Origin of the sequence: Pauljensenia sp. OF14-1SRA (assembly GCF_027694595.1) — a bacterium.
Taxonomy (GTDB): domain Bacteria; phylum Actinomycetota; class Actinomycetes; order Actinomycetales; family Actinomycetaceae; genus Pauljensenia; species Pauljensenia turicensis_B.
Genome location: NZ_JAQEVQ010000001.1, coordinates 232,293 through 246,049, shown reverse-complemented (window position 1 = coordinate 246,049; position 13,757 = coordinate 232,293). Strand labels below are relative to the sequence as shown.

General features: G+C 58.9%; 12 protein-coding genes. 3 read left to right on the top strand and 9 right to left on the bottom strand.

Annotated features, from left to right (window positions below):
- Position 1: 1 nt before the first annotated feature.
- Genes PG731_RS01065 through PG731_RS01055 form a run of 3 tightly spaced genes read left to right on the top strand, consistent with a single transcriptional unit; the run spans position 2 to position 1,484 of the window.
- Positions 2 to 637, top strand: coding sequence for a TetR/AcrR family transcriptional regulator (locus PG731_RS01065; protein WP_270771555.1), 636 nt, complete (start codon positions 2 to 4; stop codon positions 635 to 637).
- Entirely contained in the window at positions 634 to 1,167 is a 534-nt protein-coding gene (locus PG731_RS01060; protein ID WP_270771554.1) for a MarR family winged helix-turn-helix transcriptional regulator, read from the top strand. Before PG731_RS01065 ends, PG731_RS01060 begins: the two co-directional genes overlap by 4 nt.
- A gap of 2 nt (positions 1,168 to 1,169) precedes the next feature.
- Positions 1,170 to 1,484 (top strand): DUF4298 domain-containing protein, encoded by a 315-nt coding sequence (locus PG731_RS01055; RefSeq protein ID WP_270771552.1) that lies wholly within the window; start codon positions 1,170 to 1,172, stop codon positions 1,482 to 1,484.
- Between the two features lie 102 nt (positions 1,485 to 1,586).
- On the opposite strand, the gene PG731_RS01050 is transcribed toward PG731_RS01055, so the two are convergent.
- The 9 genes from PG731_RS01050 to PG731_RS01010 form a co-directional block, all read right to left on the bottom strand.
- Positions 1,587 to 3,518: an ABC-F family ATP-binding cassette domain-containing protein gene (locus tag PG731_RS01050; RefSeq protein WP_270771551.1), complete on the bottom strand. Its 1,932-nt coding sequence runs from the start codon at positions 3,516 to 3,518 to the stop codon at positions 1,587 to 1,589.
- Entirely contained in the window at positions 3,519 to 4,499 is a 981-nt protein-coding gene (locus PG731_RS01045) for a 4-(cytidine 5'-diphospho)-2-C-methyl-D-erythritol kinase (protein ID WP_270771550.1), read from the bottom strand.
- On the bottom strand, positions 4,492 to 5,583 hold the full coding sequence (gene rsmA, locus PG731_RS01040) for a 16S rRNA (adenine(1518)-N(6)/adenine(1519)-N(6))-dimethyltransferase RsmA (protein WP_270771548.1): 1,092 nt from the start codon (positions 5,581 to 5,583) through the stop codon (positions 4,492 to 4,494). The genes PG731_RS01045 and rsmA overlap by 8 nt, the downstream gene beginning before the upstream one ends.
- A 105-nt stretch (positions 5,584 to 5,688) precedes the next feature.
- Positions 5,689 to 7,104, bottom strand: coding sequence for a ubiquitin-like domain-containing protein (locus PG731_RS01035; protein WP_270771546.1), 1,416 nt, complete (start codon positions 7,102 to 7,104; stop codon positions 5,689 to 5,691).
- A 247-nt stretch (positions 7,105 to 7,351) separates the two neighbouring features.
- A complete protein-coding gene (locus PG731_RS01030) occupies positions 7,352 to 8,476 on the bottom strand; it encodes a transglycosylase family protein (RefSeq protein ID WP_333558936.1) in 1,125 nt (374 codons plus the stop codon).
- 216 nt (positions 8,477 to 8,692) lie between these two features.
- The gene (locus PG731_RS01025) at positions 8,693 to 9,601 is read right to left on the bottom strand and encodes a TatD family hydrolase (RefSeq protein WP_270771545.1); all 909 of its coding nucleotides are present in this window, start codon (positions 9,599 to 9,601) and stop codon (positions 8,693 to 8,695) included.
- Position 9,602: 1 nt separating this feature from the next.
- On the bottom strand, positions 9,603 to 11,042 hold the full coding sequence (locus PG731_RS01020) for an alpha-amylase (protein ID WP_270771544.1): 1,440 nt from the start codon (positions 11,040 to 11,042) through the stop codon (positions 9,603 to 9,605).
- 1 nt (position 11,043) lies between these two features.
- Entirely contained in the window at positions 11,044 to 11,706 is a 663-nt protein-coding gene (locus PG731_RS01015; RefSeq protein ID WP_270771542.1) for a DJ-1/PfpI family protein, read from the bottom strand.
- 179 nt (positions 11,707 to 11,885) lie between these two features.
- Positions 11,886 to 13,727 (bottom strand): cation:proton antiporter, encoded by a 1,842-nt coding sequence (locus PG731_RS01010; RefSeq protein WP_270771541.1) that lies wholly within the window; start codon positions 13,725 to 13,727, stop codon positions 11,886 to 11,888.
- Positions 13,728 to 13,757 lie beyond the last annotated feature (30 nt).

Genomic DNA, 13,757 nt, shown 5'->3' with positions numbered 1-13,757 from the left:
TATGAGTGAAAAACGCACGCGAATGAGCGGGTTCGAACGGCGCGAACAGCTAGTTGAGATTGGACGCTCACTTTTCGCTCAAAAAGGATTTGATGCTTCGAGCGTTGAAGAGATCGCATCGAAGGCAAAGGTGTCGAAGCCGGTCGTCTATGAGCACTTCGGTGGCAAGGAAGGCCTGTATGCGGTCATCGTGGACCGTGAAGTTCAGGCGCTTGTGACGAAGCTTCACACGTCGTTGGAGTCCAGTGCTCGGCCTCGTATCCTTTTAGAAAACGCGACACTCGCCCTTTTGGACTACATCGAATCGCACACGGACGGCTTCCGCGTACTGGTTCGCGACGCCCCCACCGATCGCACGCAGGGCTCGTTCTCTTCCGTGCTCGGCGATGTCGCGTCGCGCGTCGAATACCTGTTGGCCGAGCAGTTCTCGCACACGGACATCAACGCGAACCTCGCTCCCCTGTACGCGCAGATGCTGGTCGGCCTCATTGCGCAGGTTGGACAGTGGTGGCTGGACGATCGGCGAATGAAGAAGGACGAGGTCGCCGCACACGTTGTGAACCTAGTCTGGAACGGCATTCGCAATATGCGTCCCAGCCCATCGCTGGTCGTCCGATCGGAGGACTGTGTGCAATGACTTCAGCTGATCGCACTTCCTGTCCGACTTACAAGGCGCACGATGAGGTCGCTCGCATTGTCGAAGCGTGGATGAACGAGCGCCCAGATCTGGATCCCACGCCGATGTTCGTTCTGTCGCGAGTGACTCGTCTGGCCAAGCACCTCGACCGCGCCCGCCGAGCCGCATTCGCCGACCACGGCTTGGAAACGTGGGAATTCGACGTTCTTTCGTCCCTGCGTCGCGCGGGGGAACCCTATGTGCTGACTCCAGGTGATTTGATCGCCGAACACTTGGTGACAAGTGGCACGATGACGAACCGTATTGACCGCCTACAGGCGAAAGGCCTGGTCACTCGCTCTTCCGCACTTGAAGATCGTCGCATCGTTCAGGTGAAACTGACCGAGGAGGGCAAGACGAAAGTTGATACCGCGCTTGCGTCCCTACTCGATTCTGAACGCAGAATCCTGGCTCCTCTGTCATCTGGCGAGCGCGAAAAACTCGCTGATCTTCTGACAGTTCTACTGTCTCCCTTCGAAACTGAGGAATGACTGTGACCCGTGAATCTGAAGCACTGGAACGCCTGCGCCACATGGAAGAGCGCTACAACGAAGCGTGCGCGCTGATGGATCAGGCAGAAGCTGCGCTGGCCACTATTGAGGCACTGGAACAGACAATGATTCCGCTGATGGATCAGTATTCGTCGTCGTGGATGAACGACCGCGAGGTCGCAATCGAAGCTGGTGAACACCTTGTTGTGACCGGCGAAGACGAAGTGTGGAACCTCTATGGTCGCCAGTGCGCCCTCATGGCCAAACTATTGGCGGATTCCAGCCGTTTCTTCACCGACGATCTGCTGGGTGACTGAGCTCTTCGTCCTCATCGGTGGCTGAGTCCTGACGGTAGCTGAGTCCTGGCGGTGGCTAAGTCCTGACGACGCCTGGGCTGAGTCCTGGCCGCAAACTCCCGACTAATCCAGCAGTTCCGCCACTTCCAGCCACGCCATTTCGAGTTCATCGATCTCGTCCAGAATCTGGCGATGTTCGGCTGCCACCTGTGTCAGTTCGTCGACCACCGAGCCGTCTGTGGCAACGTGGGCGCTCAGATCGGCGAGGCGATCAGACAGTTTTGCTTCCGAGGCGCGCAGTTTCTCGAGTTTACGTTCGATACGATCGGCGTCTTTCTTCGCCGCCCTACGAGCGGCGGCGTGAGAGATAGTCGGAGCGGCCTCGTTCCCCGCGGAATTCGAAGCAGAATTCCCCGCAGACTTACCTGCCGAATTCCCGGATACATTCACCGACGCTGATCCTGCATTACTGCCGGAAGCCGTGAGCCCCAGAGCCTCTTCGCGCATGGCGAGGTACTGTTCGACACCGCCGGGCAGGGCGCGCAACTTTCCATCGCCGAGCAGTGCGACCTGGTGGTCGGTGACGCGCTCTAGCAGGTAGCGGTCGTGCGAAACGACGACGAGCGTGCCCGGGAAGGAATCCAGCAGGTCTTCCATCGACGCCAAAGTATCGGTGTCGAGGTCGTTCGTCGGTTCGTCAAGCAGGAGCACGTTCGGTTCAGCCATCAGCAGGCGCATCAGTTGCAGGCGACGACGTTCACCACCCGAAATCTCGCTCATTCGCGTGTAGGCGCGCTGACGGGTAAAGCCCATGCGTTCCGTCATCTGCGCGGCACTAACCTCGCGCCCGTCGACGATCAAGGTCTGCGCAACCTGGGCGACAGCTTCGACGACTCGCATATCCGCGAGCGCATCCAGTTCATGCGTGTCTTGGGACAGCGTGGCCACTTCGATGGTTTTACCGCGCTTCACGCGACCGGAGTCAGGCTGGATGTCTCCGCGCAGAAGGTTCAGCAGAGTTGTCTTTCCTGCGCCGTTGACACCGACGATGCCGACTCGTTCGCCGGGCGCGAGGCGCCAGGTGACACCGTCAAAAATGATGTTCGCCTCGCCGTTCGGGCGCGTGAATGCGATCGAAACATCCTCAAGGTCTAGGACGTCTTTGCCCAGGCGCGCGGTCGCCATTTTCACCAGTTCAACGGTGTCGCGCGGTGGTGGCACGTCGGCGATCAAGGCTTCTGCGGCAGCAATGTGGAACTTTGGCTTTGATGTGCGCGCGGGCGCACCTCGACGCAACCACGCGAGCTCTTTGGTCAGCAGATTCGCGCGTTTTTGGGCAGCCACATCGGCTTGGCGGACACGTTCGGCGCGAGCCAGCGTATAGGCGGCGTACGAGCCGTCGTAGATTTCAACGTGGCCAGCGATCTGCGGACGGTCGCCACCCGGGTCGACTCCGGCGACGACTTCCCAGATGTGTTCGCACACGGTGTCGAGGAACCATCGGTCGTGCGTGACAACCAGCAGAGCGCCATTCGTGCCGGGCTTTGCGAAGCGCGCGTTCAGGTGACGGGCCAGCCATGCGACGCCTTCAACATCGAGGTGGTTCGTCGGCTCGTCCAAGCAGACGATGTCAGATTCGGTGGCGAGTACTCGGGCAAGTGCAACGCGGCGCCTCTGCCCACCCGACAGTGTTCCGATCAGTGCGCGCGTGTCGATGTCGGACAGCAGACCAGCGTGGATGTCGCGGATCGCTGGGTTCGAGGCCCACTCGTATTCTTCAAGCCCGGGGTGGACAGCGTCGACAACACTCATCTGCGGGTCGAGCGAATCCACCTGATCCAACACGACGATGCGGACACCGTCGCGCTTGGTGATAAGCCCAGAGTCCGGTTCCTGAATCCCGGCCACCAGGCGTAGCAAGGTCGACTTTCCAGCGCCGTTCGGGCCAAGAATACCGACGCGCGACCCATCGAACAGGCTGACGGTGACGTCATTGAGCAGTTTGCGCGATCCCGCCATTGCGGCCAGGGATTGCGTTCCTAGAAGGTGAGCCATTTATGCGTTGTCCTCGTGCTCAATCATTGCGCCACGCGCAGCCCCCCACGTCGTGGGCGCTGCGGAGACGTTCGGGAGCTGGGCAAGTTCGTCGGCGATGCGCTGGGCGTCTTCCGCGCTGGTGGCAAGAGCAGCGATTGTCGGACCTGATCCGGAAAGAATCACGGCCAGGGCGCCAGCGTGACGCGCGTCAGCAATCGTCTTAACCAGTTCGGGGCGCAATTCAAGTGCCGCTTCGGTCAGATCATTGACGAGGCAGGGCGCGGCTTGCTCAGCAGAATCTGTCAGTAGAGCGCCCGCTTCATCACTGAGATCTTCAAGAAGCTCCCACTTGCCTGCAGGCCCGCCCATCTGGTCAAGCTGACGGAAAACAGCTGGCGTTGATAAACCCTCGTGTGCCAAGGCGATCGCCCAGTGGTGACGCGGTTCGTCTGAACCGTCGGCAAGCAGACTCATGCGGTCGCCTCGACCGGTTCCCAGCGCGATACCACCGGTCAGGCATGCGGGAACGTCAGCACCCAGCGCTCGCCCCATCATTTCAAGCTGATCGCTATTGAGGCCCAGCTCCCAGAGTGCATTGCAGGCGACAAGCGTCGCGGCAGCATCCGCGGACCCACCGGCCATACCGCCAGCCATCGGCACATGCTTTTCCACGTGGATCTCAATGCCGGCAGCCGTGTGTCCCCACGGTCCCATCGCAGCAAGTTTCTGCAGGCTACGCGCAGCTTTGACGCACAAGTGGTTTTCGGGATCCAAGTCCGCCATTGCAGCAGTCGTCGCTTCATCAACCCGGCCGTTAGGCAGGTACGCCGTTGTTGTCACGTGAATACCAAGACGGCGGGACGTGCGAACAGTGACTGTCTCGCGCATATTGAGCGCTTCAAAGACCGTGACCAGCGGGTGATATCCGTCCGCGGTGGGTTGTCCCACGCGAAGAGTCAGATTCACTTTGCCCGGAGCGCTCGCCCTCACTTCACGCATCAGCAGAATCCCGCTGTTGAGCGCCCACCGGCTCCGCCCCATGGTCAACGCCAAGGGCTGCAGTGGAGGCGGTCTGATCTATTGGGGAAGAACCCACGGACTGTCCTGTACGCGGATCGACGCGAGTAGCCAGCACCCCACACGCACGCAGGTCGAGAACCGCGCGACCAAGGCGCACGAATTCTTCAATGCCGAGTGCTTCACCGCGGGCGGTCGATTCCACTCCGGCAGCGTCCAACAGTGCTTCGGCAGCAGCCGGCGAACCCGCCCACGTCTTCAACGCGGCGCGTAGAGTCTTACGGCGCTGACCGAACGCCACATCACAGACCTCGAAGGTTGCGTGACGTAGGTCTTCATCGCCACGAGGCTCACCATCACGGCGCAAACGAACCAACGCAGAGGCCACGTTCGGAACCGGCCAGAAAACACTACGACCAATCGTGCCCGCACGCTCAGCCTGACCGTACCACGCGGCCTTCACCGACGGCACGCCATAGGTGCGCGACCCGGGGCCTGCGGCCAAGCGATCAGCGACCTCAGACTGGACCATGACAAGAACATCCGTCAGCGTCGGGAACCTCTCTAGCATCGCCAGAAGCACCGGAACAGCAACGTTATACGGCAGGTTTGCAACCAGCTTCGTCGGAGGCGGCCAATCCACACCGAAGTCATCAACACCGTTGATCTTCGTCGCATCCGCGTTCACCACGTGCAAACGATCAGCGGCTTCAGGCATACGAGCAGCAACAGTCTGCGGAAGAGCTTGAGACAGTGGCGGATCAATCTCGACCGCCCGCACGCGCGCACCGGTCTGAAGAATCGCCAGCGTCAGCGAACCAAGGCCGGGGCCGACTTCAATGACCTCGTCCCCCGCTTCCACGCCACCGGCGCGAACGATGCGACGAACCGTCCCCGCATCGTGTACAAAGTTCTGCCCCAAAACTTTCGTCGGGCGAATACCGAGCGCATCGGCAATCGCTTTCACTTCAAGCGGGCCAAGCAAGCCGGTTTCAGACGGCTGGGCGCCCTCTGGAAGGGTCGGATCCAGGCGAGTATTCGGGGTGCGGGTACGAGATCGAGTCACCCTGTCATTCTACTGGTCAGGCAGGCTGGACCGTGGCGCGGAAAGTGTGCGCTAGGTTGCGCTCGCCATGACAGTGAACGTTGCCCGCACAATTCACGCGGAGGATTAGTACCAGCCGACAGACTCAGAATGAGCCCATGCACCACACGGGCTCTGGTAGCGACCCTTAATGTACTTCAGACCCCACTTGATCTGGGTTTCTGGGTTGGTTCGCCAGTCGTCACCCTCGGACGCCATCTTCGAGCCGGGAAGCGACTGCGGGATACCGTAGGCGCCCGAGCTCACGTTCTCTGCTCTGGGGTTCCAATGAGATTCGCGAGTCCACAACTTATCAAGGCACTGGAATTCACTGATGTCCCAGCCAAAACTGACCACTAGTTCCTGGGCAATGCCACGCGGATCGCCAGCGGCATAGGAAGCGACGCTGACATCGTACGCGGACGCAGCGCGAGCCTTCGCACGATCCGTCGCGCTTTCAATCGATGCAATAACGGCGTTCACTTCGTCTTCGGTAGAGATCGTTCCAAGCTTTGCCGTGTATGCGGTGATCGAGTTGCCCGCGCTGTCCGTGGTTGTCTCCAGCGTGGCCTTCGGGTCGATCCCGGCGATAGCAAGCGCCTGAGGGGTCGCTTCCTTTGTACCATTCGACCTGACCTGCGCGGTGGGAGCGGTTGTCACCGATTCACTGATCACGGCGGAAACAACGGGCGTGCCGTTCACACTTTCCTGCCATTGCTTCTGAGTAGCAACACCTTGAACACCCGCTTGGGTAATCTTCGATTCTCCCTTGAACAGGTCCGCAGACTCTTGGGTGGTTTCGCTGAATTCAACGGGGACATCCACATCAACGTATCCGCGAGTCACGCGGTCCACGTTAATTTTCATCGATCCATCAGGCTGGGCACTCACGTTCAGGCGGTCATTGGGAGCCAACTGGACTCCAGCCTGCGCGACGATGTCATCGGGATGCTGTTCAGGAGAGGCCTGGACCGTAGTATGCTGGCCGTCAGCCTGGATCGTGATGTTCTGTGAACGCTCGACAATCTTCGTCATGTCTTTCCTGACAGACCTACGATCCGCCGCAACGGCAACATCGCTACCGAGGGACGTTGAACCGGCAAGAAGAGCCTGCACGGAGGAAGCGGTCGACCAAATCGTCGTCGGCGCCCCATCAACGGTTAGCTTGTATTTCTTCGCGGTGCGCACGATGATCGTTCCCCCATCGGGAGCAACCGTGTTCAACGACGGCTGAATCAGATCGTGTTCGCCAACCGCGACACCCGCGCGCGCCAGAACGGACGAGACGCTTCCACCCCACGTCGTGATCGGCTGAGAAACCCCATCGACTTCGAGCGTCAGCTCGGCGCGAGACGACATTATTCCACCGGCAGCAACAACCGCCATCGTCGCAGACGCCACCCATGCGGTGGCAACGACTGCCTTGCGCGTTGGGTGTAATCCGCCCAGGAAAGCACGAGTGGGGTGCAGGACGGTTTCAGAAAGCATCGAACGTGAAATCACGGGGTCGGTGGCTCCTTGAGTGGAATGTGAGTAGTTCACCGGTATCCACGGTACGTGATTCCAGGGGCACTGCATAGGTGAACAGGTGCAAGGTGATCCTTTACACCCCACTTATTTTAAGAAAGTCAACGCTCGCCTGTGGCGTGTTGAGAATCAATGCCGTTCAGCAACGCGGATTCTGCTGAAGCTAGCAGGCAGATTCTGTCAGTTCAGCCCACATTACCGGTCAGTACAGGCCCGCTACCCGTCAGTACAGACCCATTGCCCGGGTGCACGACGGCCACTGGCCCCAGCCTGCACGCGCCTGCAATGCTTGAGCTCGGGCAGTTTGTTCTTCAGCGGACGCGTCGGACGGAAGCCCCGTACCACCCACCGACCGCCAGGTCGACAATTTGAACTGGTAGAGGCCATAGTATCCGTTTCCCGTGTTCGTTGTCGGGTTACCGCCCGACTCACACTGCGCAAGGGCTGCCCAAACACCAGAAGAATCAGCAGATAGCGAGTATGCGCTTCCAGTGCCGGTAGAAGCGGTAGCAGTTGAAGCGGTGCGCTCCTTGGTTCCCTTGGCAACGATCTCGTTAGTTGCCTCGGTCTTGGTTTCAGAAATTACGCGGTTCACGGTGACCTGCCCGTCGACTGTTTCGCGGAACAGCTTGCGGGTGATAGAGCCGTTCACACCGGCCTGAACGACCGAAGTTTCGCCCTGGTAGAGGGTGTCATCTTCACGCTCTTCGGTCGAGTAGGCAACCTCCTCGGTTTCGGTGACGGTTTCTCGGCTCACTCGGGTGACCTTCAGCGTGGTCTTACCTTCGCTGAAGATGTAAGAGAAACGATCGAATTCGCCGAGCGTGACACCGGCGTCTGCGAGGACCTTGTCAGCTCCCTTACCGGACGCGGTGATTTCGGTTTGTGTGCCATCAACGTCAAGAATGATCGGCGTACCGTCGATAACAACGGGCATTTCAGAACGTAGCTTGGAACGATCCGCAGCCAACGTAATCGTAGACGCGCTGTTGATGGAGTCCAAGACGCCGTCAATGCTGTCGGCGGTTGACCATGCGGTCAGGTCTTCGCCGTCAATGTTCACCGCGTATGCGGAGGCCATGCGGACTACGATCATGTCGCCGTCGCGGACGCGAGTTGAGGTCGCGGGAGCAACAAGGTCGTGCTCGCCAATATTCACACCTGCGGATTCAAGAACATCATTAACAGTGGTGTAGAAACCTTCGACCGGCAGTGAGACACCGTCGAGTTCGAGGGTGACCTGATGATGAGCGGAGGCAACTCCGCCCGCGGTGATTCCCACCATTGCAAGGGCAAGCGCCGACGCGCCAGCGATGACGCTTCGTTTGCTCGGGTGTGAAATGATCACGTGGCTCCAGACTTTGCAGGTTCCGCTCGGGTGACTCGATGCGCGCATCGTGTGAGCCGATAACGGACTAACACACTTACCGTAACCGTTTTGTTATCTGTGTGCGCCAGTTCGTGTCTATCTTCACGAAACAAATTGACGAGGTTCATCACCGATCTTGATGCCTCATGGGACGAAGCTAGCGCGTCCTCAACCGCTAAAAAGGCGCACCCACCCCTACTTTCCGTAGACTCTGAGCGAGTTTTCCATCAATCGACGGCAGGCCTCTTCTTCACTGACTTCCCAAAGACCCGCAATAAATCGGACGGTGTGAGCCATCACGTACGAAGAGTTTGGCGAACCACGATGTGGGACGGGTGTCAGGTAGGGAGCATCCGTTTCGACAAGAACAAGTTCGCGGGGCATCCGGAGAAGCCCCTGGCGAAGGTGATCATTGGCGGGATACGAAATGGGGCCCGCGAACGATGCATACCAGCCATTCTTTGCCAGGATGTCTGCCAGTTGCCCATCTCCAGAGAAGCAGTGGAAGACAATCCGCTGATCCGCGTGCGCCACGTCATCAAGGACGGAAACCGTGTCATCGTGAGCGTCACGATCGTGGATCTGCAGGGGTAGGCCGGCTCGCTCAGCCATCTGGATGTGGGCGGCAAACGATTCTTTTTGCGCTTGCTTACCTTCGTCTGCGGTACGGAAGTAGTCCAACCCACTCTCTCCGACTGCGACGACCGTCGGGTCACTTAAACGTCGTTCAACTTCTGACAGCGCTTCATCAAGGGGAATGTGATGATCGCGTTGAATCGGGGTTAATCCGTCGGGGGACGGGACTTGGACTCCAGCGTGAAGAGCGGCTTCGTTTGGGTGGATCGCCAGCGAAACCTGAACGCCGTGGAAGGATCGAGCGATCTGAATCATCGGATCGAAGTCAGGGAGCTCGCAGGCAGAGGAGATCTGGCGGGTGATATTCACCGATCGAGCACGCTCAATCTGTTCTTCAAGAGACAGCTTCACACCGTCAGCTTTCGGAATTTCGCCCTCATGAACGGGAAGGTGTGTGTGATTATCCATGACCGGACCCGCCAGCGGAGCTGGAATCTCTGGCCATGTGCGAGGACGTCGTTTACCCACGTCAGACTCCCTTCGGAGAATAGACGGACAATCCGGAATCTGGAACCGGGAACAAAGCAAAACCATCGTCACCGATCTGGACGGGTTCACATCCGCCGATCACGCACTCCCAGACCTGACCAGTATGTTGAGCTCCCACATTCAGGGTCTTTGCGCTTTTGCCAGAATCAGAAACAACAACGCCAACACCGTCACTGGCGTCATCCGCCTGCCCTTGTCTCGCCCAACCGACCACGTGAGAATCGTCGAACGCATCCCACTGGACACCGTACGCGTGCGTCTTACGTAGCTTCATCAGGGTTTCTAGCCCTTCAACCGGAGCAATAGGATGCTCACCTTCGGCCCCGAATAGGTCGGCGTGGAATACGCAGGGGTAGCCGGCCTCGCGAAGAAGGATCAGCGCATAGGCTGCGGGCTTGAACCAACTATCGACCGGCGACGCCAACGATTGCCCATCCTGAGTGTCATGATTCTCCACGAAGGTGACTGCCATCGTGGGGTCTGCATCCACCAGCGTGCCATTGAAGATTCCGCCCATGTCGAAGGTGCCGTTGGCGCGCGACGCGTGGTGGAAGTTGAAGTGGAGCGGGACATCAAACAGGCTCAGTCGGCGATCATCACCGATGAACGCCCGCAGTTCACCAAGGTCAGCGCTCCAGTATTCGCCGACCGTGAAGAGCTCCTTGCTGGAAACATCACGCATGCGGTCGAGCCATGCCATCGTGAAGTCGCGTCCCATGTGTTTCAACGCATCCATACGCAGGCCGTCAACACCCGTTGTTTCGAGATACCAGGATCCCCATTCGATCAGGTGATCCATGACTTTGGGATCGGTCAGGTGGACGTCAGTGCCCATCAGGTAGTCAAAGTTACCGAACTCGTCATCGACGTTTTCGTTCCACTTTTTACCTTCGAACAGCCAGAGCCCCTTGCGCCCAGTCGCTTCATCCCAGTCGGTCCCGTGAAAACACGTCCAGTCCCATTCAAAATCCGAGTACGTGCCAGCGCGACCTGGGAACGTGAATCGCGTCCAGACCTGGATCTGTTCAGGGTTGCCAACTTCAATGGTGCGATTCTGCTGATCGATCGGGGTTGCGGTCACCGTTTCTGACGCGTCTGCGCCCATCTTGTGGTTGAGAACCGTGTCTGCAAGCACTTGGATCCCGTGAGCGTGCAAGGCCTGGATAGCCTCCAGATACTCTTCGCGCGTCCCATACTTCGTACGAACAGCACCCTTCTGGTCAAACTCCCCCAAATCCCACAGGTCATACACGCCGTATCCGACGTCATTGATGCCCGCCTGGCCCTTATATGCCGGAGGCAACCACACGGCGCTGACTCCCAGGTCAGACAGGTTCTGCGCCCGATCAGCAATCGAACGCCAATGCGAGCCGTCATTGGGCAAGTACCACGAAAACCCCTGCAACAAAGTGCCGTTCATGTCAGTCGTCCTGTTTCACGATTGCGATTTCAACCGCCTTAGCGGAATCTTCACCCAGCAAATGGTTCACGAGGCTCAGACCAAGCTGGATAGCCGTCCCCATTCCGCGCGACGTGAACACGTTGCCGTCCACGACAACCGAATCGGTCAGAGCGTGCGCCCCGCCCATTTCGAGGTCCTTCATAAAGCCCGGGTTCGCCGTCGCGTTTCGACCGTCGAGGAATCCAGCGTGAGCCAAGATCGAAGGAGCCGCGCAGATTGCAGCGACAGGCTCGCCGAAGGCGATGCGACGAGCAATCTCTTCACGAATCTTCGTGTTTTCTTCAAGGTTCACGGTGCCCGGCATGCCTCCGGGCAGGAACAACACCGTGTATTCAGACAGGTCTGCGTCATCAAGATGCAGGTCACACACCAATGTGATGCCGTGCGACGACGTGACGGACAGGGAACGGGTAGTCGACGGCAACGACGACGCGCTAGCAAAAGGATTGGAACGAGGTTCTTCTACAGCCTGACTGTCTGCTACCGGAACGGCAATCAGGTCAGCGCGCACTCCCGCCCGATACAGACAATCGACGACCGCGAGCGCTTCCACTTCCTCTAGTCCGGGCGCGATAAGGACGCCGACGGACGCATCGGTTGTGACAGTGGTCGGGGTTGGCATGAGGACCTCCTAATGGCTTTCTGCCTTCAAGTATCGCGCTGACCATGGACGAATTCACTTGCAGCAAGCGTGAAACAACCTACTCCCCCGTGTTTACGCGCTACTCCCCCGCGTCTACGCGCCGAATTACTCGCTTTGCAGGGCTTCGACGAGGCCTGGGCTACAACTGATCGGTAGATTTAGCCGATGTTGAGCATGATTTCTTCTTGGTCCAGGCGCTTCATTGCCGTTTCGAGGGCGTCGGATGAGAATACGCCTTCATTACGTGCTTCGAGCAGAGCTTGACGCTGTTCGCGGATCGCTTCGAGGGCAAGGACTCGTATCTGTTCGATGGTGAGGGCACGTTGCTCGAGCATCATCTCCGAATTGGAGCTGGCGGGCACCAGGTCACGCCCGTCGGTTTCACCAGTGGGAGCAGTTTCTGACGCTCCATCTGTGACGCTCGCTTGGATGCTGGTCGCTCCGATTACCCCACCGAAAGGCATGGGTGTCTTGAAAGCGGAAGAATGCAGGGCCTCTGCCAGAGCGCTCTCTTTGAGAGAGGAGTGCATGACGTGGAGGAGGTGCTCGCGTTCTTGTTCATTCACTGCATCTGCTGCCATCTGAGGCTTCACCAAGCGGATTACCCACGGCAGGGTCAAACCCTGTAGCGCCAACGAACCGCCGGCCACGACCAGTGCGATCAGCAGGAGGACGTTACGCATCGGGGTCGCGAAAGGCAGGGTCTGAGCGGCCGCCAGCGTGACGGCGCCTCGCATGCCTGCCCACACCAGAATCGACCCCTCGCGCACGCCCAGGGGTTGGGCGTTGAAGTATTCCAAGTCGTTTCCGCGACGCCTATGTTGTCGCCACCCGCGTTCGACCTTGCGGTGCCAGCGTTCAACAGCCGCATTCCATTGGTCGGGGCTCATGTTTCGGGCTTCAAGGAGCTCCGGATCAACGTCGCACGCGTGCGCTAGGCGCTCTTCGTGCAGACGCAGGCGTTCTTTGTCACGTTCCATTCGCGCGCGAGTATGCGTTTGACGGTGGTTCAAGAAAGCCAAGAGGGGCGCAAGGAAGAGTGTGCGAACAACAACCGTGATGAGGCCAAGAAGCAGGGCGAGGAGCAGGGCGTAGCCGACGCCGATCTGGCCTTCCTCAACCTTTTCGAAGATGCCGAAGGCTTGGATGCCCATGATTAGGAAGACGAAGCCTTCCAAAACCAACTCCACTGTGTGCCAGTTCTGCTCAGAGAATCGCCTGTTCAGAGCAGGCATACGCACGTTGCGGTTGTAGGAAACGATCAAACCCGCGACGACGGCCGCGACCAAGCCTGAACCACCCAAGTGTTCAGCGGGGATCGAGGCAATGAACGGCATCGCGAACGAAAAGACGGTGTCTGCTGCAGGCTGTTTAATCTTCGAACGCACGCGAATACCGACTTCGCCTACCACCCAGCCAACAGCAACGGCGATCAGTAGCGCGATAACAAAATCGCTCAACAGGTTCGCGGGGTTGAGGGCATCCGCGTCAACCAACAGTGCGGCCGACGTTGCCGACGACAGCAGGACAAGTGCCGTCGCGTCATTGAATAGGCCCTCGCCCTCCAAGATGGTGATGATGCGTGGAGCGACACCTTGTTTCTTCGCAATCGACACGGCGACCGCGTCAGTCGGCGAGAGCACCGCGCCCAGCGCAATTGCCCACGGGAGCGAAATAGCTGGGACCAGCCAGTTCAAGACGAAACCGATGACCAAAGCGCTGATGATCACCAAGCCGATTGCAAGGGCTGCGACCAATCTGAGTTCGCGCCGGAAATCCATGATTGGCATCGACACTGCGGCCGCGAACAGGAGCGGGGGCACGATGACTTCGAGGATCAGATCGGGTTCCAACTCGATTGGATCAACCCATGGTAGAAAGCCGATTGCGATACCCAGTGCAAGCAAGATCAGCGGTGACGCCACGCCCACTTTCTGCGACACCTGCGCAGCAAAAGCGATAGTAATCAACGCGACAACGGCAACCAGCAGGATGTTCATACCCTCATTTTATTGAGAGAGCCGTAGGGT

What these genes read in the sequence shown, in the direction of transcription:
- PG731_RS01065 (WP_270771555.1), top strand. Translation starts at nt 2, where the DNA reads ATGAGTGAAAAACGCACGCGAATGAGCGGGTTCGAACGGCGCGAACAG.
- PG731_RS01060 (WP_270771554.1), top strand. Translation starts at nt 634, where the DNA reads ATGACTTCAGCTGATCGCACTTCCTGTCCGACTTACAAGGCGCACGAT.
- PG731_RS01050 (WP_270771551.1), bottom strand. Translation starts at nt 3,518, where the DNA reads ATGGCTCACCTTCTAGGAACGCAATCCCTGGCCGCAATGGCGGGATCG.
- PG731_RS01045 (WP_270771550.1), bottom strand. Translation starts at nt 4,499, where the DNA reads ATGCGTGAAGTGAGGGCGAGCGCTCCGGGCAAAGTGAATCTGACTCTT.
- PG731_RS01020 (WP_270771544.1), bottom strand. Translation starts at nt 11,042, where the DNA reads ATGAACGGCACTTTGTTGCAGGGGTTTTCGTGGTACTTGCCCAATGAC.
- PG731_RS01015 (WP_270771542.1), bottom strand. Translation starts at nt 11,706, where the DNA reads ATGCCAACCCCGACCACTGTCACAACCGATGCGTCCGTCGGCGTCCTT.
- PG731_RS01010 (WP_270771541.1), bottom strand. Translation starts at nt 13,727, where the DNA reads ATGAACATCCTGCTGGTTGCCGTTGTCGCGTTGATTACTATCGCTTTT.